The organism is Synechococcus sp. CBW1107 (assembly GCF_015841355.1).
Taxonomy (GTDB): Bacteria; Cyanobacteriota; Cyanobacteriia; order PCC-6307; family Cyanobiaceae; genus Regnicoccus_A.
The window spans coordinates 74,569-94,585 of record NZ_CP064908.1; the positions used below are offsets into that span (position 1 = coordinate 74,569).

20 protein-coding genes and 1 tRNA gene are annotated in these 20,017 nt (G+C 62.5%); 7 read left to right on the forward strand and 14 right to left on the reverse strand.

Translation table 11 applies throughout. The features are described from left to right. Positions 1–54: 54 nt before the first annotated feature. Entirely contained in the window at positions 55–441 is a 387-nt protein-coding gene (locus I1E95_RS00420; RefSeq protein WP_197164374.1) for a molecular chaperone DnaJ, read from the reverse strand. A 276-nt stretch (positions 442–717) separates the two neighbouring features. Between I1E95_RS00420 and I1E95_RS00425 the strand changes: the two genes are divergently transcribed. Genes I1E95_RS00425 through I1E95_RS00435 form a run of 3 tightly spaced genes read left to right on the forward strand, consistent with a single transcriptional unit; the run spans position 718 to position 1,368 of the window. Continuing rightward, positions 718–882: a hypothetical protein gene (locus tag I1E95_RS00425; protein ID WP_322781462.1), complete on the forward strand. Its 165-nt coding sequence runs from the start codon at positions 718–720 to the stop codon at positions 880–882. 11 nt (positions 883–893) lie between these two features. Beyond that, positions 894–1,043, forward strand: a complete 150-nt coding sequence (locus I1E95_RS00430; RefSeq protein ID WP_197164378.1) for a hypothetical protein — start codon at positions 894–896, stop codon at positions 1,041–1,043. Positions 1,044–1,059: 16 nt separating this feature from the next. Then, positions 1,060–1,368, forward strand: coding sequence for a FeoA family protein (locus I1E95_RS00435; RefSeq protein WP_231594742.1), 309 nt, complete (start codon positions 1,060–1,062; stop codon positions 1,366–1,368). On the opposite strand, the gene feoB is transcribed toward I1E95_RS00435, so the two are convergent. From feoB to I1E95_RS00460, 5 genes are read right to left on the reverse strand one after another with little or no spacing between them, the layout of a single operon-like run. Beyond that, positions 1,304–3,112 carry a ferrous iron transport protein B gene (gene feoB / locus I1E95_RS00440; protein ID WP_197164380.1) on the reverse strand — a complete coding sequence of 603 codons (1,809 nt, stop codon included), beginning with the start codon at positions 3,110–3,112 and terminating at the stop codon, positions 1,304–1,306. The two genes, I1E95_RS00435 and feoB, sit on opposite strands and share 65 nt — an antisense overlap. Then, entirely contained in the window at positions 3,109–3,747 is a 639-nt protein-coding gene (locus tag I1E95_RS00445) for a DUF938 domain-containing protein (protein WP_231594743.1), read from the reverse strand. Before I1E95_RS00445 ends, feoB begins: the two co-directional genes overlap by 4 nt. A gap of 23 nt (positions 3,748–3,770) precedes the next feature. Continuing rightward, positions 3,771–4,601, reverse strand: a complete 831-nt coding sequence (trpA, locus tag I1E95_RS00450) for a tryptophan synthase subunit alpha (protein WP_197164384.1) — start codon at positions 4,599–4,601, stop codon at positions 3,771–3,773. Between the two features lie 43 nt (positions 4,602–4,644). Continuing rightward, positions 4,645–4,980 (reverse strand): DUF3007 family protein, encoded by a 336-nt coding sequence (locus I1E95_RS00455; RefSeq protein ID WP_197164386.1) that lies wholly within the window; start codon positions 4,978–4,980, stop codon positions 4,645–4,647. Continuing rightward, on the reverse strand, positions 4,977–5,231 hold the full coding sequence (locus I1E95_RS00460) for an NAD(P)H-quinone oxidoreductase subunit L (RefSeq protein WP_304623246.1): 255 nt from the start codon (positions 5,229–5,231) through the stop codon (positions 4,977–4,979). Before I1E95_RS00460 ends, I1E95_RS00455 begins: the two co-directional genes overlap by 4 nt. A gap of 57 nt (positions 5,232–5,288) precedes the next feature. Here I1E95_RS00460 and I1E95_RS00465 point away from each other — a divergent pair. After that, positions 5,289–5,372, forward strand: a tRNA-Leu gene (locus I1E95_RS00465). Positions 5,373–5,813: 441 nt separating this feature from the next. Here I1E95_RS00465 and I1E95_RS00470 read toward each other — a convergent pair. The 5 genes from I1E95_RS00470 to I1E95_RS00490 form a co-directional block, all read right to left on the reverse strand. Then, the gene (locus tag I1E95_RS00470; RefSeq protein ID WP_197164388.1) at positions 5,814–6,170 is read right to left on the reverse strand and encodes a hypothetical protein; all 357 of its coding nucleotides are present in this window, start codon (positions 6,168–6,170) and stop codon (positions 5,814–5,816) included. Positions 6,171–6,872: 702 nt separating this feature from the next. Continuing rightward, positions 6,873–7,037 (reverse strand): hypothetical protein, encoded by a 165-nt coding sequence (locus I1E95_RS00475; RefSeq protein ID WP_197164390.1) that lies wholly within the window; start codon positions 7,035–7,037, stop codon positions 6,873–6,875. A gap of 201 nt (positions 7,038–7,238) precedes the next feature. Next, positions 7,239–8,495, reverse strand: a complete 1,257-nt coding sequence (locus tag I1E95_RS00480) for an IS256 family transposase (protein WP_197161565.1) — start codon at positions 8,493–8,495, stop codon at positions 7,239–7,241. A 100-nt stretch (positions 8,496–8,595) separates the two neighbouring features. Continuing rightward, positions 8,596–10,005 carry a polyketide synthase gene (locus I1E95_RS00485; RefSeq protein WP_197164392.1) on the reverse strand — a complete coding sequence of 470 codons (1,410 nt, stop codon included), beginning with the start codon at positions 10,003–10,005 and terminating at the stop codon, positions 8,596–8,598. A 577-nt stretch (positions 10,006–10,582) separates the two neighbouring features. Beyond that, positions 10,583–11,713 (reverse strand): alpha/beta hydrolase, encoded by a 1,131-nt coding sequence (locus I1E95_RS00490; RefSeq protein ID WP_231594744.1) that lies wholly within the window; start codon positions 11,711–11,713, stop codon positions 10,583–10,585. 507 nt (positions 11,714–12,220) lie between these two features. On the opposite strand from I1E95_RS00490, the gene I1E95_RS00495 reads away from it, so the two are divergent. Further along, positions 12,221–13,753: a serine hydrolase gene (locus I1E95_RS00495; protein ID WP_231594745.1), complete on the forward strand. Its 1,533-nt coding sequence runs from the start codon at positions 12,221–12,223 to the stop codon at positions 13,751–13,753. Next, positions 13,750–14,886, forward strand: a complete 1,137-nt coding sequence (locus I1E95_RS00500; protein ID WP_197164404.1) for an SDR family NAD(P)-dependent oxidoreductase — start codon at positions 13,750–13,752, stop codon at positions 14,884–14,886. Before I1E95_RS00495 ends, I1E95_RS00500 begins: the two co-directional genes overlap by 4 nt. Positions 14,887–15,093: 207 nt before the next feature. On the opposite strand, the gene def is transcribed toward I1E95_RS00500, so the two are convergent. The 3 genes from def to I1E95_RS00515 form a co-directional block, all read right to left on the reverse strand. Beyond that, a complete protein-coding gene (def, locus tag I1E95_RS00505; RefSeq protein ID WP_197164406.1) occupies positions 15,094–15,765 on the reverse strand; it encodes a peptide deformylase in 672 nt (223 codons plus the stop codon). A gap of 24 nt (positions 15,766–15,789) precedes the next feature. Continuing rightward, complete coding sequence (locus I1E95_RS00510; RefSeq protein WP_197164408.1) at positions 15,790–16,161, reverse strand: AbrB family transcriptional regulator; 372 nt, start codon at positions 16,159–16,161, stop codon at positions 15,790–15,792. A 237-nt stretch (positions 16,162–16,398) separates the two neighbouring features. Then, positions 16,399–18,687: an ATP-dependent RecD-like DNA helicase gene (locus I1E95_RS00515; protein WP_231594746.1), complete on the reverse strand. Its 2,289-nt coding sequence runs from the start codon at positions 18,685–18,687 to the stop codon at positions 16,399–16,401. 571 nt (positions 18,688–19,258) lie between these two features. Here I1E95_RS00515 and I1E95_RS00520 point away from each other — a divergent pair. Then, entirely contained in the window at positions 19,259–19,981 is a 723-nt protein-coding gene (locus I1E95_RS00520) for a glycosyltransferase (RefSeq protein ID WP_231594747.1), read from the forward strand. The last annotated feature ends 36 nt before the right edge of the window (positions 19,982–20,017 follow it).

A 20,017-nucleotide genomic window follows, 5' to 3' on the forward strand; every position in this document is an offset into this window, starting at 1 on the left:
CGCTGGGGAAGGTTAAGGGTGCGCTGGGTTGTGGAACCACCGAACTCCCTGATCTCAGCCCTTCACGCCCCGGCCCAGGAGCAGGTCGCGCGCGCCGTTGACCAGCTGCATGGTGTCGTGCTGGCCGCCGCGGTCGGGATGGTGCTCGGCGGCTGCCAGCTTCCAGGCACGGGTCACGGCGCTGGGGGTGATGCGGCCGCAGCGGGGCAGGTGCAGGCGTTGGCGGGCGACGATGGCGTCGAGGTCGGGGTGCTTGCCGAGGGGACCCCAGTCCGCCTTGCTCAGGACCGGATGGCGTTTCCTGCCTCCCTTGGTCGGGTTTTTGGAGCGGCCGTTCCTGGTTCGTGTGGCCTTGCTGGCCCCGAACCCCTTGCTCGGCTCCTGCTCAGCTCGCCGGCTGCGCGCCAGGGGGGAGACAGGTTCACGCAGCGTCTGAGGCATCTCCATCACCGTTCGTGAGTCAAGCCTGATGCATCACCAGCCACGGGCTCAGTTGAACGTCATGGGCAGCCGGGTCCCAGGTGTTCATCCCCGAACAGTGACTACAGAACAATGACTGCTTGTCAAGCCGCCGAAATACTCCGTTACGTTGCTTGGCAGTCCGGGTTCTCCCACGGCCGCCGTCACCCTTTTGTTCAACAACCTGCGGCCTCCAAGCACCGGGGCCCGGACAGTCCAGTGAACTCCCCACATCCCATGACTCTCCACCAAGGACAGATGGTCCGGCTCACCAGCAGCCCTGATCACACCTATCAGGTGCTCAGCATCGACCTCGACTCCAGGACCTGCTGGGTGCGCCGCTGGCCCCTCTCCCGCCATGGCTCACCAGCCTTTGCCCTGACACTCGATCAGCTCCAGGTGCTCGACACCGCCAGGGCCTGATCTCTCCCTCCGTGTCTGACCTCCCGATTCAAGGAGACCCCGTTGTGATTCCCATCCGTTACCTGATCTGTTCTCGCCTCCTGGGCGGCACCACCCGCCTGCTCCTGGTTGGAGCGCTCACGGCCACCCTCGGCGAACTGCTCGTGCACACCGGCCTCTGATCGCCGCGCTGCTTAAGTGCAGGCAGCTCTGAACCAGGACATGAACCTGGCCGACGCGCCGCTCGATCAGCCGCTGGAGCTGCTCAGCCTCCCCAGTCGTCCCAGCCTCGGGAATCGCCTGCGTGCCATGGGGGTGAAGCCGGGCTGCCACCTCGTGGTGGTGCGCCGCGGGCGCCCGGGAGGCATCCTGCACCTGCGCATGGGCCTGCTGGATTTCATGCTGCGCCGTGGGGACGCCGCCCAGATGGAGGCCCTTCCCCTCAGTCCAACCCCAGGCGAAGACCCCCCTGGTACAGGAGGAAGGCCATCACCCAGGCCAGGCTGAACGACCACACCAGTGACAGTGCCACGAAGCGGCCGCTGCGGCTTTCCCTCAGCTGCACCGCCACCGTGGAGAGGCAGGGGGTGTACAGAAGGGTGAACATCATGAAACTGAGGGCCTGCAGCGGTCGGATCGCCCCCACCACCGCGCCGGCCAGCGCACTCTCGCGGGTGGCGTAGATGACTGCCATGGCCCCCAGCAGGATTTCCTTGGCGATGAAGCCGAAGATCAGGGAGATGGTCAGCTCAGGAGTCATGCCGATCGGTCCCAGCAGCGGTTGCACCAGTCGACCGATCTGACCCGCCAGTGACTGTCCGGAGAGGTGATCCACCCCTGGGGGAAGGTTGTTGAGCAGCCAGATGGCGATGACCCCCAGGATGATGAAGCGGCGGGTGGTGAAGAAGAAGGTCACCATTTCACGCCAGGCCCGGCTGAACACCGTTCCCAGGCTGGGAGTCCGGTAAGGGGGCAATTCCAGGACGAACCCCCCCTGGCTCGGGAACACCCGTTTGAACAGAAGGGCGGTGAGAACAGCCGCTGCGAAACTGACCATGTAGAAGCCGAAGATCACCGCCCCAGCTGCCCACCAGGGCCTTGGAAAGAAAGCTCCGGCCATGAAGACGAACACCGTGAGCCTGGCCTGGCAGAGCGAAAACGGGATCATCAGCATTGCCAGCCAGCGCTGGGGCCTCTCACGGATCACCCGGGTGCCCATGATGGCCGGCACATTGCAGCCGAAGCCCATGATCTGCAGCACGAAGCTGCGGCCATCGAGCCCCAGTGCATGCATCACTCCATCCATCAGAAAGGCCGAACGGGCCAGATATCCCGAGTCTTCGATCAGGGCGATCATCATGTAAAAAAGAAAGATGATCGGCATGAAGCTGATCACGGTGGTGGCACCCATCCACAGCCCTTCACTGAGTAACCGACGGAAAAAATCCGGCAGGCCCAGGCCCTGCAGGGCCGGTTGCAGCAGCTGGGCCTCCAGAGCGTCGAACAGCGTTCCCAGCCAGGACTGGATCGGTCCGCCCACGGCATAGATCAGCTGAAACACAGCCAGCATCACCACAAAGAAACTGAGGAGTCCCAGGAGTGGGTGCAACAGCACCCGATCGAGACGGTCCTGCCGGGGATCCCGGTTGGGTCGGTCGTGACCCTTGATGCAGCCCTCCACCAGCTGCGCCTGCTGTGCCTCCAGCTCCGCTTCGGGCAGCAGCCGGGTGGGCGCGGGCTGCAGCTGATCAAGGCCGTGGATGCACTCCAGCAGCGTGTCCAGTCCCTCGCCCTGACGGGCGCTGAGCAACAGCACCGGCAGCCCCAGGTCGGCAGACAGGCGCTGATGGTCGATCCTCACGCCGAAGCGCTGCGCTTCATCGGCCATGTTCAACGCCAGGATCAGGGGCAGTCCGGTGGCCTGAAGCTCCAACGCCAGTCTCAGCTGGGTATCGGCATGGCTGGCGTTGAGCACCACCACCGCCAGATCGGGGCGAGTGGCGCCCAGGAAGCGGCGCACCACAGCTTCATCCTCACTGTCGCCGCGCAGGTCGTGGATGCCGGGCAGATCGATCAGGTCGTAGGGGCGGCCGGCGACATCGGCGGGCAGGGCACCGCGCATCAGCTCCACCGTGAGCCCAGGCCAGTTGGCCACGTGGGCATGGCCTCCAGTGAGCTTGTTGTAGAGCGTCGATTTGCCGGTGTTGGGCAGCCCCAGCAGAGCCACCTGCACCGCAGGGGCACTGGTCATGGCCGAGGGTCAGAGGCTGCTGCGGCCTGCCGGCGGAACACCAGCAGCCTGTTGTTGGCCGGCATCGCCAGATCGTCGATGGCCTGCAATCCGCAGCCTGCGGCCATGACGGTGAGCTCATGAGCGTCGCGAACCCCCATGGCGGGATCAAGGCTGCGCAGATGCTGATCAAACGCGACGTTGCTGGAGCTGGTGTGACGGCCGCCGTCGTGAAAGGGGCCGTACAGCAGCAGCAGACCTGACTCCCGCAACACCCGGGCGCTGCCCTCGAGCAACTTCGGCACAGCGCTCCAGGGCATGATGTGAATGGTGTTGGCACTGAACACCGCGTCGAAGGGTCCTTCAGGCCAGTGCGGCTGGAGCACGTCAAGTTCGGTGGGAGGGAGAAGCCAGCCCAGAGGCCCGTTGGCCTGGCCCTCCAGCTGACAGCGTCGGCGCAGATCGCTCAGGTTGATGGCCCGCTCACTGGGCTGCCACACCACCGGCAGATGCCGGCAGATGTGCACGGCGTGCTGGCCGGTGCCGGAACCCACCTCCAGCACCCGCTGGCCCCTCTCCAACCACTGACGCAGCACCTCCAGGATCGGTCCCTTGTTGCGTTCGCAGGCCTCCGAACAGGGAAGAGAAAAGCTCAACTCGTCGGCTGCCATGGCCGGTCTCAGGCGTCGAGGGCCTTGCGCAGCCCGGCGATGAAGTCCGCGGCCGCTGCCGCGGGATCCGAGCCCTGCTCATGGGCCGCTGCCATCACGTTCACCAGAGCGCTGCCCACGATGGCTCCATCCGCTCCCCAGTCACGGACCTGACGGGCCTGCTCGGGGCCCGAGATGCCGAAGCCCACCGCCACCGGTCGTGGACCCAGGCCCTTGAGCTGCTGCACCAGATCACCCACCCGGCTCTCCAGACTCGTGCGAACCCCCGTGACCCCCGTGACGCTCACCAGGTAGGTGAACCCCCGGCTGGCCTCGGCAATCCTCGCCATCCTCCCGGCGGGGGTGGTGGGGGCCACCAGAAGCACCAGATCGAGGCCGTGGCTGGTGGCGATGGGTGAGAGACGCTCCGCTTCCTCCAGGGGCAGGTCGGGCACCACCAGTCCGGCAGCACCGGCGGCGGCGGCCTCTCGGCAGAAGGTCTCGAGACCGCGGTTGAGCAGCGGGTTGGTGTAAGTGAAGAGCACCACGGGCAGAGTCAGCTCTCCCTTCAGGCTGGCGAGCATCTCCAGCACCCCAGTGGGGGTGGTGCCGGCGGCGAGGGCCCGGCCGGCGGCGGCCTGGATCACCGGTCCGTCCGCCAGAGGATCGCTGTAGGGAATGCCCAGCTCGATCAGATCGCTGCCCTCGGACTGCAGGGCCAGAAGGGTGGCCCGGGTCGTGGCCAGGTCGGGATCCCCGGCCATCAGGAACGGCATCAGGGCGCAGCGGCCCTGCTGCAGGAGCCCGGTGAAGCACCGCTGGATGGGGGTGCTGGCGACGGTGGCTGGAGCTGCGCTCATCAGGGCCGAGGGGCGGAGGCGGGCATCCTCCGAGCCTATGGGGTCAGGCTGCGGCGTCGTCCTTCCACTGCCCGATCTCGCGAAGCAGCTTCTCCTGCTCAGCAGGGCTGAGGGCATCGAATTCCTTCTGCAGCTCTTCGGTGGTGAGGGCATCGAAGGCGGCGCGATAGCGGCGTCGCTGCTCCATGAAACTCATCTTTCCGGTGACCACCCTCAGCAGGTAGGTCCCCGTCCAGCCCATCACCAGCAGAATCAGCAGCGCCTCCGCGGCGATGCCGGCGGAAAACCCTTCGAAGCCCGCCGCTTTGAAACCCGCGTAGCCGAGCCCGCCGGCCAGGAACACCCCCAGCCCGATCAGCAGTGCCTGGCCCCGATTCATTCCCCCTGACCCGCCATGCGCAGATTCAGGAAGGGGGCGAACAGAATCAGGCCGGGGAAGAACAGAAACACCAGGCCGTAGACCGCTGTGCGCTCGATCTTGCCCATCACGGTCCAGCGCTTGTGCATCCAGGCATAGAGGGCCAGGGGCACCACCACCAGGTAGGCCCCGCCGAGAACCAGATAGGCGCCGAGCACGAGCAGAGTGTCGGGGGGGATCGACCCCGGGTCGATGGTGATGGAGCTCAGCAACCCGGGCAGCAGCACGACCGTGGAGGCAACGTACCGCGAATCTAGGATCCCAGAGCCGGGGGCATGGCGGAATTGGTAGACGCAGCGGACTTAAAATCCGCAGACGGCGACGTTGTGGGGGTTCAAGTCCCCCTGCCCCCATCACCCAGAACCACTGCAGCACAGTGAATCAGCTGGATCAAGCGAATTGGCGACTTCTGAGCCACTGGTCACGCTTTGATCAGAAAAAAGCCCAATGACGACCAGAGTGGTCATGGTTTCGCTCGGGGGCCCGTGCCTGTCAATGAACCCAATCTCGGGCGCATCAACAGGGCTCAGCGGGATCTTGGCAGTCAGGTCTCTCGCAAGGTCACACAGTGCATCGTGAAAACCGTTGACAGCCAGGCTGACGCCTCGACTGAACTGTTGCTGCTGTGGCCCGTTCTGCAGGCAGGCCTGTCAGGAAGCGCAAGGGGAGAGAGGCCGGCCAGAGCCGTGGCAGTGGAGTGTGGCGGGGAAGAAGTCACTTGGGGATGAGCTGGTGGTGATCACCGTCAGTCACCACCCATCGCGCACACCGCGGCAGTGCCTGCTGGCGCTCGGTCAGCTCTCGGATGCCTTCCGGAAGTGGCAGGAGGAGCTGCGGTGCAGCAGTGTCCGGTCACCCAGCGGAAAACGGTTCCTCGCTGCCAGACCTCCCTGGCGGGTCTGCCGTCCGGGCAGGAACACCAGCAGCAGAGACCAAGGGCAGCGGCAAGCGATCCGGAGCAGGCCGGTATGGAGCAGCTCAGGCTCAGCCGGTTTCTGGGGAATCTGCAGTTGTTGCGACAGGGGAGCCAACCGCTGCAGGAACCCTGGCAGAAACTGCCCTGCAACCAGGGCCGAACACCAGAGCAGATCGAGCAGTGGGTTGAGGGAGTCGACGATGAACGTCGCAGAGACCCTCAGGCGGCTGATCATGCTGGACCCCGGCGCCCACCACGAGAGTCGGCTGCACTCGATGGAGCGGTGCGTCAGGGAATGGAGAACCGACTGAGCAGCGCGGCGGCTGGGGACGATGCAATCAGCCGGTCATGTTGCGCGGAAAATGAAAACGACCAATCCACTCGCGATACCGTTTTGAGGCAGCACATTGTGAAGGGTTCCCATGGAACTGGACAGGCCTCCCCCTAGAGGAAGGACAAGTTCATCATGGAAGCCTGCGAGCTGCCGATCCTTCTCAGTGGCGACAAGGCGGCCAACCCTCGGGCACATACTCCACGCCCTCGTCTCTTGCATGACTGACGTGACCCCTTTATCGGACCAGGCCTTATGAGAGTGGGTGGTTGTGGTCATGCTGCAGCTCTCTGTTGAGCTGCCTCCAGGGACGTCAGCCCCTGGAGGTCGAATGCGGCCTGAGTGAGTTGTACTCCCAGCCCCTACGATCGACCAGGATCTGAGCCTCAGGAGCCGTGGTGAACAACACGGTGGGTAGCGCCCCTCCGAGTGGTGTAACTCAGGAGGTCCTGTGACCCTCTCCGGAGGGTGAACAGGAGCAGTCAGGGGATGACTGCTTGGAAGCTGATTGCGCAGCTCCATTGATCCATTATGAACCCTGATCGCTGAATTGGCAACTCAGCGATCGATGTGTTCTGTGTAGATCGAGGTAGAAGCTGGTGCGCTTCAGCTGATGGTTGCAGCCGGCTGGGCGTTCGGATCTGCATCGGTGAGCTCCAAGGGCTCTTCTGGCTCTGGGATCTTGGCCATGGTGGCCTCAGAGAAGAAGCGGCGACGCTCCAGCTGCCATTCCTCCTGCTGCTCCAGCAGCTGGCTGCCCACCAGGCGCACGATCGCTGGGTAGCGCCCCTCCGAGTGGTGTAACTCAGGAGGTCCTGTGACCCTCTCCGGAGGGTGAACAGGAGCAGTCAGGGGATGACTGCTTGGAAGCTGATTGCGCAGCTCCATTGATCCATTATGAACCCTGATCGCTGAATTGGCAACTCAGCGATCGATGTGTTCTGTGTAGATCGAGGTAGAAGCTGGTGCGCTTCAGCTGATGGTTGCAGCCGGCTGGGCGTTCGGATCTGCATCGGTGAGCTCCAAGGGCTCTTCTGGCTCTGGGATCTTGGCCATGGTGGCCTCAGAGAAGAAGCGGCGACGCTCCAGCTGCCATTCCTCCTGCTGCTCCAGCAGCTGGCTGCCCACCAGGCGCACGATCGCTGGATCATTGGGGAAGATGCCGACCACGTTGGTGCGGCGTTTGATCTCCTTGTTGAGGCGCTCGAGCGGGTTGGTGCTCCAGACCTTGCGCCAGTGCTCCTGGGGGAAGTGCAGGAAGGCCAGCACGTCGTCCCGGGCGGCTTCCATCACGGGCACGGCGCCGGGGAACTGCTTGCGCAGCATCTCGGTGACCCGCTGCCAGTGGGCGCGCACCTGATCTGGAGCCTGGATCACGAACACCGCTTTCATGGCAGCGGCCACCATGTCCTGGCCGGCCTTGGGCACATGGCTCAGCAGGTTGCGCAGGAAGTGCACCCGGCACCTCTGCCAGCTACTGCCCTGGAACATCCGCTTGATCGCTGCCGTCAGGCCCAGGTGGGCATCCGAGATCACCAGGCGGGTGCCGTCGAGGCCACGCTCCTTGAGTGAGCCCAGGAACTGACGCCAGAAGCCCTCCGCCTCGCTGTCGCCCACGGCAATGCCGAGAACTTCGCGGTAGCCGAGGGCATTGATGCCGATCGCCACCACCACCGCCCGCGACACCACCTGCATATTTCGGCCCAGGCGGCCGTGGAGGTAGGTGGCGTCGAGGTAGACGTAGGGAAAGCGGGCATGGTCAAGCGGCCGGCCCAGAAAGGCTTTCACCTGCTCATCGAGCCCCTGGCAGATGCGGCTCACCTCCGATTTGGAGATGCCGCTGGCCCCGCCCAGCGCCTCCACCAGGGCGTCGACCTTGCGGGTGGAGATCCCGCCGGTGTAGGCCTCCATCACCACGGCGTAGAGCGCCTTGTCCACCCGGCGGCGTGGCTCCAGCCAGCTGGGAAAGAAGCTGCCCTGCCGCAACCTGGGAATGGCCAGGCTGAGGTCGCCCACCTGGGTGGTGAGCAGCCGCTCCCGGTAGCCGTTGCGATGGGTGGAGCGCTGATCGGGGCAGCGCTCATGGAGTTGAGCGCCCGTGAGGGCAGAAACCTCGGCTTCCAGCAGGTCCTGGAAACCCCGGCGCACGATCTCTGGGATCAGGGCGCCAGCGGTGGTGCCCTCCATGAGCTGGCTCAGCTCGGAGGCGCCACTATGGGTGAGGGTCATGGTCTGTGTTCGGTTTGGTGGTAGTTCTCCGAACAGGGTCACAGACCGGCCCACCCATTGCCACAGCTGAAATCTGAGGGAGGTGAGCCGTCAGCCCCGGCTACGCCGGGGCTGATCCTCCTGAGTTACACCACTTGCTGGGACGCCGCTCAAACGAATTTATGGCGGCAACACGCGGCTTGGCTGGAGAATGGAACCAACGTCGAAGTGTGCGGTTGATATAAAAAGGTGTCGAGTGGTCAGCAACAGCCTCCAAGGGATCCGGACAAATTGAAGGGGGAATCAATTTGTTCTGAAGTGCGAGTGAGATCTTGATCAGACTAGCCACCCCAGATGCAGGGATCGTATGGCCTATCAGTGATTTAATAGATCCAATAGCAATAGTGGAAAGACCACGGTGACAATCAGCAAACACTTCAAGCATCGATGAAAGCTCAGTGTTATCTCCGTGAGGAATTCCCGTTGCATGAACTTCGACCAATGAAACATCTGAAGGCTTGATATCACATTTTTCGTACGCCCTCTTCATCGCCACGACCTGACCCTGTCGATTGGGGGCTAAAAGGCCCTCACCTTTTCCATCACTGGCCAAGGCAACCGAGCGAATTACAGAATAGATTGTATCGCCAGACTTTACGGCATCTGACAAGCGTTTCAAGGCAATGAATCCTACTCCTTCAGAGAGAAGTGTCCCAGATGCGGACTTCGACATCGGGAATATTCCCTCCTCCGACAAAGCATTAATTGTGCAGAACAATTGATAAATTGGAAAGTTCATCGTAGCCTGAACACCACCTACCAGCATCAGATCGGCATCACCGGCATCCAGTTGCTTGATTGCATGATCCACAGCGATCATGCCTGAAGTGCAGGCACCATCCACAAGATAGTTAGGGCCAAGCAGACCAAGTCTGTTTGCAATCGTTCCGGAGACTACATTGGATATAAGGTTAGGTGTGATTGCTGGATCAGCAACCAACTCATAAGTTGAAGAAAGCAGGGAGCGGAGTTGCTTCCTCCGCTCTCCTTTCAAAACTGCACCTACGGAATCCGCAAGAACGTCAATGAAATGCTCCATGATCATGCCGTTCATCAGCGCCCCGACGATCCCTCTGTGAGGGTGGTCACCCATGCCGACCACCACACCTGTCCGCTCATGGGGAATCCACTCTGGGGCCCGTCCGCGCAAAGCATCTGCCATGGCCTCGGCGGCCACCTGCAGGCAGAGGTACTGGGACGGATCTCCTTCAACGAGATTAGGAGGAAAAGCAAATCTTAGAGAATCTATCCAACTATTCTCAGCTATAGATCCATACTTTTTAGTGTATATCGTGGAATACGATTCCCGTGGATTAGACCTGTCTTGGTCTTTATTGTAGTAAAGTCTGGACCAGGAGTCAGTCATCTCCCTGAGGAGTGACTCTCCGTTAACAAGTGCCTGCCAATATGATGAAGTATCCTTGATCCCTGGATATCTGCAAGCCATGCCTACAATTGCGTAGCCCTGCATAGAAGCCTTGTCACTGATATCAGGTTAGCATGAATATCCGAAGATGAGACTGTTGGTGAGACCCCCAACGGATGGAAGAAACGCCTGGCTGAGACGGGGAAGGTGATGCCCTGTCAGCCTGGGAATGATCCGATTGAGCCCCACGTCCCCATCGCCACAGGCTGCGCTTCCATGTGTCGCATCACTGATCCAGCCACAGTGATCCAGCACTGCCCAACCTGAGCTGATGTAAAGCCAGTTGACAGCCAGGACGATGAATCCAACCTTGGCTCCTTGGTGGGGGCGCAGACTCTCAGACCAGGCGGCATAACCCACGCCCGCTCCGCACCGATCAGCCCAGGGATCGCCTGATGACTCAGTTCCCTGACAGGGTGTACTTGAAGGACGGCCATTGAGACCACCGGGGACCGTGCAGCTGAGATCGAAGTCGGCAACAATGGCCCCATCCTTTCGTTGCAGCTGAGGAATTCAGTGATTCCTGCAGAATCAGCAGATCTGTTGCGACAGGGTCAGGGATGAGCTGACAAGAGACGTCCACAGAGAGTTCGATCTCTTTTGCTGAGACAAGGTATAGAGATCAACGTTTCAGAGCAGCAAGAATGGCCGCCCCCGTGCTGCTTCCAGGCTCTCCGATACTCGTGTGCATACCTTTATGGTCATATGGATGAGCCGAAAGAGAGGCGTTGAAAGCCCTGCAATCATTGAGTGCACTGGCGAACGACCTGATTTCAGACTGCTGTTTTTCGGGCCGTTGGGTTGAATACATAATCATCACATCGGTTGGTGATGATTTCTTCGGGCATGATGTCCTGACAAGCTGAGCGGGGACCCATTCGGCAAGAAGGGAATTTTTGCCCGATCCGCTCATGGCACTTTGTCCAAAAATAGTGGCCAGACTATCTTTGTATCGCGCTACTTTGCCTGTATACCAGTTAGAATCGTTTAGAATGAATTTTTGGTAAGTATCTGCAGTTGCTCGATATCGCGGACTGGTGGCAGTCAGCGCTGCCAGATATGCTCCAGCTGAATGTCCAATCATGGCAGCATCCTTCATGGTGCATGAAGGTCTGATTTTACTGAGATTGCCTTCAAGCCATGCCGTTGCGGAGGAAAGCGCAGACATCTGCTGCTCGATCAATCCGTTGACAGGACGTCCGTAGACTGGGTAGTTCAGGGAGACAAGACAGAAGCCATTGCGATTCATAAGGTCTGGCATGGAACCGACACTTCTTTTATCGCCTCTCATCAGAGATCCTCCATGAACATAAACAAGAGTCGGGCATGGTGAGCCAAACGACTGCTTACAGGCAAAAATATCGAGGGTATTACTGCCCGCAGGAGCACCAGGAATCAATGGCGAGTAAGCCAAACCACTTGTAGACACATTGACTGGTTTAGATGCTGCAGATTGCCTATTTCCCTGAACGCGACGCTTGAACGAACTTGCCATCGCGCAACTTGAGAGCATGGTCTCCATCAGCAGAAACATGGCCAGCAGAAGCAGAGAGAACCTCCTTCTGGCTCTGGGCCGACGGCAACCATTCTCTGTTGACAGAATAGCAGGGATTGCGTCGAACAAAGCGCCGGATTGCGATTGTTTTCTTTGTTCCAGTTCAATACATGAACACTCGAATTTCATCATGATTTGACCTGACATGTCGCCTCCATTTATCTCAGTTTTATGAGTTCTCGGCTTGAACACCATCATGTTCGAGTGCTTCATTCGGGCATCGTACCTGGCATGGTGAAAGAACAATGGAGCAGGCTGCAGTGTGTGGACCGGTCTGTGACCCAGGTGGCGAGCCACCTCCTCCCCTGATCCATGAGCATGATCCGTTCCCACCACTGACTACTCCGGGCTGAATCAGCTCCTGGATGACCCCACCGCTGGGACGTTGTCCCCTGAGCTTCGGTTGGAGTTGGTCACAGCTCCGTCGCAATGAATTCACCCCGGAGGCCGCCCTCAGGACGAACCCCGAACGGAATCCGAAGGTCAATCCTGCAGGGGAGCGACACGATCGATAGCGTGGGCTTGCTTGAACCCGTCATGAACCCGTCGTTGTCCCCTGGTGCACACTCAATGCCTGGTGGTCCCGGGCTCGATGATCCGAGTTCTGGTTCCGTGCAACGGCGTCACCAGGTGGCGAGGCTGGCAGCGCTGGTTCTGGTCCTTGGCGCGATTGGTCAAGGGCCATCGCTGAAGGCCGCCGAAGCCATGGCCGGTCCGCCTCCGCCGCTGCGGCTGGTGACCACGGCCAAGATCTCGGCAGCACTGCCGAAGCTCGATGCCCTCGCCACCAGGATCCTGCAGCGAACGGGAGTTCCCGGCATGGCGATCGCCGTGGTTCACGACGACCGGGTGGTGTTTCTCAGGGGTTATGGGCAGCGTGAGGTAGGCATGGCCGGGGCGGTGGATCCCGACACCATCTTTCAGCTGGCCTCGCTCTCGAAACCGATCGCCAGCAGGGTGGTGGCGGCCCTGGTGGGGGATGGGCGCGTGCGCTGGGACGATCCGGTGATCGGTGACCTTCCCGGATTTCGACTCGGGCCAACCACCATCGCTGAGGAGGTGACCCTGCGGGATCTGCTCTCGCACCGCAGCGGTCTGCCCGACCACGCGGGCGACCTGCTGGAGGATATCGGCTTCGATCGCGACACCATCTTCCAGCGTCTGGGGGTGCTGCCGTTGGGAAACCGCTTCCGGGCCGTCTTCAATTACACCAACTTCGGGTTCACGGCAGGGGCCATCGCGACGGCCAACGCCAGTGGCCAGGGCTGGGAGGAGCTCTCGAAGGAACGGCTCTATCGTCCGCTGGGCATGGGCCGCACCAGCTCCAGTCACGCCGATTTCGTCGCAGCCTCCAACCGTGCCGCCCTGCATGTGCGGGAGGCAGCCACCGGAGCGGACAGCCGCCGCTGGGTGGCCCGCCACCAGAGGAACGCTGATGCCCAGTCGCCCGCCGGTGGAGTGAGCTCCACGGCGCGAGACCTGTCCCAGTGGCTGCGGCTGCAGTTGGCGGGGGGGCGACTGGGGGCAGCCGCCGGAGGCCACCAGATCGTGTCTCCAGTCGCCCTCTCTGACACCCACCGCCCGCTGATCACCAGCGCGCCCTCACCCAATCCAGCGGTGTATCGCACGGGCTTCTACGGGCTGGGCTGGAACGTGAGCAGCACCGATCAGGGCGCCGTGCAGCTCAGCCACTCCGGAGGCTTCGAGCTTGGGGCCTCCACGGCGGTGTACCTGCTGCCGGGGGAGTCGCTGGGACTTGTGGTGCTCACCAACGGCCAGCCGATCGGAGTGCCTGAAACGGTGGCGCTGAGCTTCCTCGACCTGGCTCGCTTCGGCAAGGTTGAGCTCGACTATCTCAAGCCCCTGGGGGCTCTGTTCGCCGGAATCGCCCGACAGGACTACCCGCGGGTGCCCCAGCAGCCCACAGATCCAGCCCCGGCACGGCCCTTGGCGACCTACAGCGGCCGCTACAGCAACGGCTTCGTTGGAGAGATCGCCGTGAAACCCCAGGGCAGTGGCCTGGTGCTGGAACTGGGCCCGCAGCGCAGGGCCTATCCCCTCACTCACATCAGCGGCGACACCTTCCGATACCAGCCCAGCGGCGAGAACGCCTCTGGCCCCAGCGCAGTGGCCTTCAGCGTGGGTGGTGATGGACCGGCCAGCCGCGTCCAGATCGACAACTTCAACGTCGATGGCCAGGGGGTGTTCCAACGCCAGAGCCCGGCAGCCAGCCCATGAGCGACGACCCACGGACCAGCACGCTCTCCCGGCGACGGCGGATCCTGATCACCGGCGCCAGCTCCGGCATCGGCCAGCAGGCGGCCCTGCTGCTGCTGCAGGCTGGCCACAGGCTCACCCTGCCCTGCCGTGATCAGGACCGTGCCGACGCCACCCGCCAGAAGCTTCTGGGCGTCGACGGTGCCGATCTGCTCACCCCCATCTGCGATCTGGCCGATCTGAAGAGCGTCGAGCGTTGTGCCCAGGAGCTGATCGCCCACGGCACGCCGATCGACACCCTGGTGCTGAATGCCGGACTGCAGTACAGCGGCGCCGCCGAGCCACAGCGATCGGCCCAGGGGTATGAGCTCACGGTCGCGGTGAACCACCTGGCCCATCAGGCCCTGGTGATGCAGCTCCTTCCGTTGCTCGAGCGCAGCGAGTCCCCGCGGCTGGTGATCACTGCCTCGGAGGTGCATGATCCTCACTCGCCCGGCGGGCGGGTGGCTCAGGCGGCCGGTCTGGGTGATCTGGCGGGCCTCAGGACAGGTGCAGGCTTTTCAATGGTGGACGGTCACTCGCCCTTCAGCGCCGACAAGGCCTACAAGGACAGCAAGCTGTGCAACCTGCTCTTCGCCCGAGGCCTGGAGCGTCGCCTGCGCCAGCGCGGCACACCCATGTCGGTGCTGGCCTGGAGTCCGGGCCTGGTGATCCCGCGCAGCAGCGGCGGGTTCTTCCGCCAGAGTCGTCACCACAACGAATGGGGTCAGCGGCTGTTCGCCCTGGTGGCCCGTGACCTGCTGCGCCTCACGGCAACTCCTGGGCAGGCCGGGGCTCTGCTGGCGCAACTGGCCAGCTCTGCCGCCTATGGGAGACCGGAATTCAGCTATCACGTCAACCGCCTGATCGCTCCTGGGCAGCTGCGCTTCGAGTCAGCCGACCCCAGCCCCGAAGCCCAGGACGATGCCCTCGCTGACGCACTCTGGACTGTGAGCGCACAGCTGGTTGACGTGCCTGACGGGCTGTCACACCGTCCGCTCCGAGCGCCGGTTGAGGGCAGAGGCCAGTCCACCGAGACTCGTCAGCCCCAGGGCTCCACTGGCGGTGAGGAACACCAGGGTCTGCAGGACCAGGAGGAACACCCCCACGGCTGAAGCCACCTTGATCTGGATCCTCGCTTTGATCAGCAGGGTGAGCAGCAGGATCACGGCGGCCTGGAGCCCGGCGATCCGGACCGGCGCGAGGGGAGAACAGAAGGGGGCCGGGAACAGCATGAAAGGGGGGCTCGGGCTACCCATTCTGACAAGGCTGATCTGCCTTCATGGGCTGATCCAGTCCCAGGTGGGGATGGCTCACGCTGTTCAGCTGGGATCGCGGCCAGGGGCAAGCCCCTGGGCCTTCGGGCCGAACAGAGGGCCCAGATCCTCCAGCGCGGAGTGCCGCTCGAGCTGCTGGCGCATCCTGTCGAGAGTGTGCTCTGGGCTGGCTGGCGCCAGGGGTCCGGCTACCGGCAGCAGTCCGCTGGCCTCGAGTTCTTCCGTGAAGCCCAGGGACCTGGAGTCCACCAGCCGGTCCGGGAAGAGCACGCCATCGAGATGGTCGCACTCGTGCTGGACCACGCGGGCGTGAAATCCATCAACGGATCGCTCAATCGGATGGCCCTCCGCATCAAAGCCCCGATAAAGGATCCTCCGCCAGCGACTCACCTGTCCCCGCAACCCCGGAACACTGAGGCACCCCTCCCAGCCTGAAGCACGATCCCGATCAATCGGGGTGATCTCCGGATTGATGAGCACCGTTTCCGGGATCGGGGGGGCCTCCGGATAACGCGGGTTCACCGTGATTCCGAAGATCACGACTCGCAGGGGCACGGCGATCTGGGGAGCGGCCAGGCCTGCTCCAGCGCAGGCCGCCATGGTGTCCCGGAGATCCGTGATCAGGGCGTGCAGTTCAGGCGTTCCAAACCGCTCGACGGGGCGTGACACCTGACGCAGACGTGGGTCACCCAGGCGCAGGACGGTTCGTTGTGTCATGAGCGGGCCTCCAACCTGTCGTCATCACTCCTCCTCGTCAGTCCCACCCACGGGCACCAACCTGATCTGTTTGCGACCCAGCTTGATCTCGAACTCATCGCCTGGCTTGAGGTCGAGCAGGGCCGTGTAAGCCTTGCCCACCAGCAGGTTTCCGTTCCCCTGCACCGTGGCGATGTAGCTCAGTGAACGGCCACCACGCCCTTTGCTCCTTTCAGCTCCATCCCCAAGGCTGACTCCTTTCGCCTTGAGGAGTGCCTCGTAGAAGGCCGTGAAGTTCAGCCGCTCGCTGCCGTCTTTCTTGGAGCTCACATAACCTGCAGCGCGCACCAGATCGGACTTGGACGCATCGCCCAGCTCTTTCACTTTGGCGAGCAGATCAGCACCGGTCAGAGCCATGAGTTCAAACAGTCAATGGATCAATGATAACGTCCAGGCTGATGGCAATCAGACCACGAAGATACGGTTGACCGTCCTCTGCCATCGGCACAGGGGATGGCCCTGCCTCTGCAGGCTCCGGGCCTGCTGAATGGAGCAATCTCATCGCTATGATCCCGGCGGCCAATGGGATCTGAGAACACACCCGACGGAGTGCTCGAGACGGTCCGCTGGCCAGTTCTGTGATCACGTCGAGGATCAGGTTCTCACCACCCCGGTCGAGGCCTCTGGTGTGGTGATGAGCCACTCCGCCAGCTTGGTGAAACGCCTGCGGCCCAGGTGGTTCTTGACCGCCATCGCCAAAGCCTTCTTCTGGCCCACCAGCACCACCAGCTGCTTGCCTCTCGTGATGCCGGTGTACACCAGGTTGCGCTGCAGCATGGCGTAGTGCTGGGTGAGCAAAGGGATCACCACGGCGGGGTATTCGCTGCCCTGGCTCTTGTGGATGGTGCAGGCGTAGGCCGGCACCAGGTGGTCCAGTTCACCCCACCCGTAGGTCACTTCACGCCCGTCAAAGCGGACCGTCAGTTCACTGGCATCAGCGTCGATCGTTTCGACAGTGCCCACATCGCCGTTGAACACCTCCTTCTCGTAGTCGTTGGCCACCTGCATCACCTTGTCGGCAGGGGCGAAGCGCCAGCCGAAACGCTCCACCTGCTCGGTGGGGTCGGGATTGAGCAGCTGCTGCAGCTCGATGTTGAGCGACCTTGACCCGCAACCACCGCGGGCCATCGGGCAGAGCACCTGCACCTGGGCGATCGGATCGAGGCCGAAACGGGCCGGGATGCGCTCGCCCACCACCTTGAGAATCAGGGCCACCGCCTGCTCGGGTGTCTCGGCGGGAAGGAAATAGAAGTCGGTGGTGGCCTCAGCGGGTGGTGGCCGCAGATCGGGGATGGTGCCGGCATTGATGGCATGGGCCGTGGTGATGATCCGGCTGGAGGCCGCCTGGCGGAACACCTCCGTGAGCCGGGCCACCATCAATGCGCCGCTGTTGATCAGATCGGCCAGCACCTGGCCGGGTCCCACCGAGGGCAGCTGGTCCACGTCGCCCACCAGCAACAGCGCCGCCTCGGCTGGCAGGGCATCCAGGAAGGAGGCCATCAAAGGGACATCCACCATGGAGGTCTCATCCACCACCAGCAGATCGCACTCCAGCGGCAGCTCGGCATTGCGCTTGAAGCCGAAGGCCGCCGGGTCGAACTCGAGCAGCCGGTGGATCGTTTTCGCGTCCAGTCCGGTGGTTTCCGCCATCCGCTTGGCGGCACGACCGGTGGGGGCGCAGAGCAGGATGCGCAGCTTCTTGGCCGCCAGGATGCGCAGGATGGCGTTGATCAAGGTGGTCTTCCCCACCCCCGGCCCGCCGGTGATCACCAGAACCTTGGACGCCAGCGCCTGCTCCACCGCCAGCTTCTGACTGGCGGCCAGCTCCAAGCCCAGGCGTTGCTCCACCCAAGGGATGGCAATGGCGGCCTCGATCGCTCCCCAGGGCGGGCGGCCCTGGGCCAGCGCCTGGAGGACTGCCGCGATGCGGCGTTCATCGCGGTGCAGATTGGAGAGGAAGATCGCCGGCTCACCGGCGAGGGTGTCGGCCACAACGGAGCCCTCGCTCAGCTCCAAATCCAGGGCGCTCTCGATCAGGCCGCTCTCCAGGGGCACCCGAGAGGTGGCGCCGGTCTCATCAAGGGGCCCCCTGGGCCGCTCCACCGTCAGCAGCTCACCGGCCAGCTTGAGCAGCTCGGCGCTGGGCAGGCCGCAGTGGCCATCCCCGCTGGCCTCCACCAGCGCATAGCTGATACCGGCGCGGAGGCGGATCATCGCCTCGGGTTTGATGCCCAGCCGCGCAGCGATTGCATCAGCGGTGCGGAAGCCGATGCCACGGATGTCGCGGGCCAGGCGGTAGGGGTTCTCGGCCATCACCTGCACGGCATCGTTGCCGTACGTCTTGAAGATGCGCACGGCCCGGGCGGTGCCGACGCCATGGCTGTGCAGGAAGACCATGATTTCGCGCACCACCTTCTGATCGGCCCAGGCCTGGCTGATCCGCTGACCGCGCACAGGACCGATGCCGGGCACCTCCCGCAGCCGCTCGGGGGCCTGCTCGATCACCTCGAACACCTGATCCCCGAACACCGCCACCAGCTTGCTGGCATAGATCGGACCGATGCCGCGGATCATCCCTGAACCCAGGTACTTCTCGATGCCCTCGGCGGTGGTGGGCGCGGAAGCCTTGAGGAAGGAGGCCTTGAATTGCTGGCCGTGCTCCCGGCTGTTCACCCAGGTGCCGCTCACCGTCACCCATTCGCCGGAGCTGATCTCAGCGGCATGACCCACCACCGTGACCAGGTCCCGGTGGCCGCGAGCTTTGATGCGCAGCACGCAGAAGCCGTTCTCGGCGTTATGGAAGGTGACGCGCTCGATCGAGCCAGCCAGCACCTCGGTGGGTTGTGGATTCGCTCTGGCCTGATCGGACGGAGAGTCACGCACCACAGCAGGCTTCCCCCTCACCGACCCATTACAGCGTCGATCGGAACGGCCGGCTCCAGTCAGAGGACGTCCGGATCTGAGCAGGAAGGCATCCAGTGCGGACAGAGAACAGGGATCAATGCTCTGAACAGATCGGCAGATTGGCTTGAGCTGCTCGAAGCCATGGCGGAGCCTTGGGGATGCAACGGATTCCCTGGCCGGGATCTGACGTGCAGCTCGGAGCCGCGCTGCCGGCCTGATCCATGGACCGGGAGATCATGGACTCACCTTGAAGCCATGAAGACCAGCAACGAGGGAGATCTGGACGCGCTGAAGATGTCCCTGCAGAGGCCAGAGGCGGCCTTGAGACTGGTAGTGTCGGGTGGCATCGTCCAGGTTTGAGGGGCTGGCCCGCCGCATCGCTCCCTTCACACCGGTATCCCTTCAAGCGTTCATCTCAAGCCTCACGCCAGGAAAAGATTGAGGCTCCCGAGCCTTTTGACTCGAGACCAAGATAGGAATGAATTCCCCAGAAAACTCAATGGCCGTCAGCGTGATCACGCCAACCAGGCTACTTCAAGATCGGCTGAGCATGCTGGTGGAACTGAATCAGAGCCTGCAGAAGAACGACTGCCTGGTGGAACATGTCATCGTGATTGATGGGGCCAGTCGCTCTGGGCTCCCTGCAGCGATCAGCGACCAGGCCACAGTGATCGCAACTGATCGACCGATCGGTCAAGCTGCGGCTCGCAATCTTGGATTGGTGATTGCCCGTGGTGACTGGATCACCAGCGCTGATGATGATGACTGGCTTTATCCCCACTCCATTGATCAACGGCTAGAGGCGATCCTGTCTCAGCATGGTGCCAAGTGGTCTGCTGGATATTGCACAGATGACAGCAAAGGTGACCCTGCAATAGTGCCGCCTGGACCCAGCTACCCAGGGGATGTCTGGCGTGCCTGGCCAACACCAAAGGCCAGTATCCCATTGGGGCCGACGACGTTACTTGTTGATGCCGACCTGCTGAAGAGAGCCGGCGGCTGGATGGGGCTATCTCAAGGCGAAGATATTGGCATGATGATTGCTGTAACCTGTATGGCTCCAGGCATTATCATCGAAGCCAATGTTTACCACATCCGGCTGCATGGCGGACAAATGACCAAAACAACCTGGTTTGACGACCTGGAACTTCTCTCACGGCGATGCGCCTGGGAACGGGGTCAGCAGATTCTTTCCCAGAATCAGATACAACATGCACCTTTCAGCCCACAAAGTGCTCAAGCAGGCAGCTGGAGATCCTCAGCGGGAGAATAACTTTTCCGCAAGAGTGCAACCGTTACACAAATTAGA

What these genes read in the sequence shown, in the direction of transcription:
- I1E95_RS00420 (WP_197164374.1), bottom strand. Translation starts at nt 441, where the DNA reads ATGCCTCAGACGCTGCGTGAACCTGTCTCCCCCCTGGCGCGCAGCCGG.
- I1E95_RS00425 (WP_322781462.1), top strand. Translation starts at nt 718, where the DNA reads ATGGTCCGGCTCACCAGCAGCCCTGATCACACCTATCAGGTGCTCAGC.
- feoB (WP_197164380.1), bottom strand. Translation starts at nt 3,112, where the DNA reads ATGACCAGTGCCCCTGCGGTGCAGGTGGCTCTGCTGGGGCTGCCCAAC.
- trpA (WP_197164384.1), bottom strand. Translation starts at nt 4,601, where the DNA reads ATGAGCGCAGCTCCAGCCACCGTCGCCAGCACCCCCATCCAGCGGTGC.
- I1E95_RS00455 (WP_197164386.1), bottom strand. Translation starts at nt 4,980, where the DNA reads ATGAATCGGGGCCAGGCACTGCTGATCGGGCTGGGGGTGTTCCTGGCC.
- I1E95_RS00470 (WP_197164388.1), bottom strand. Translation starts at nt 6,170, where the DNA reads ATGATCAGCCGCCTGAGGGTCTCTGCGACGTTCATCGTCGACTCCCTC.
- I1E95_RS00480 (WP_197161565.1), bottom strand. Translation starts at nt 8,495, where the DNA reads ATGACCCTCACCCATAGTGGCGCCTCCGAGCTGAGCCAGCTCATGGAG.
- I1E95_RS00485 (WP_197164392.1), bottom strand. Translation starts at nt 10,005, where the DNA reads ATGCAGGGCTACGCAATTGTAGGCATGGCTTGCAGATATCCAGGGATC.
- I1E95_RS00490 (WP_231594744.1), bottom strand. Translation starts at nt 11,713, where the DNA reads ATGATGGTGTTCAAGCCGAGAACTCATAAAACTGAGATAAATGGAGGC.
- I1E95_RS00495 (WP_231594745.1), top strand. Translation starts at nt 12,221, where the DNA reads ATGGCCGGTCCGCCTCCGCCGCTGCGGCTGGTGACCACGGCCAAGATC.
- I1E95_RS00500 (WP_197164404.1), top strand. Translation starts at nt 13,750, where the DNA reads ATGAGCGACGACCCACGGACCAGCACGCTCTCCCGGCGACGGCGGATC.
- def (WP_197164406.1), bottom strand. Translation starts at nt 15,765, where the DNA reads ATGACACAACGAACCGTCCTGCGCCTGGGTGACCCACGTCTGCGTCAG.
- I1E95_RS00510 (WP_197164408.1), bottom strand. Translation starts at nt 16,161, where the DNA reads ATGGCTCTGACCGGTGCTGATCTGCTCGCCAAAGTGAAAGAGCTGGGC.
- I1E95_RS00520 (WP_231594747.1), top strand. Translation starts at nt 19,259, where the DNA reads ATGCTGGTGGAACTGAATCAGAGCCTGCAGAAGAACGACTGCCTGGTG.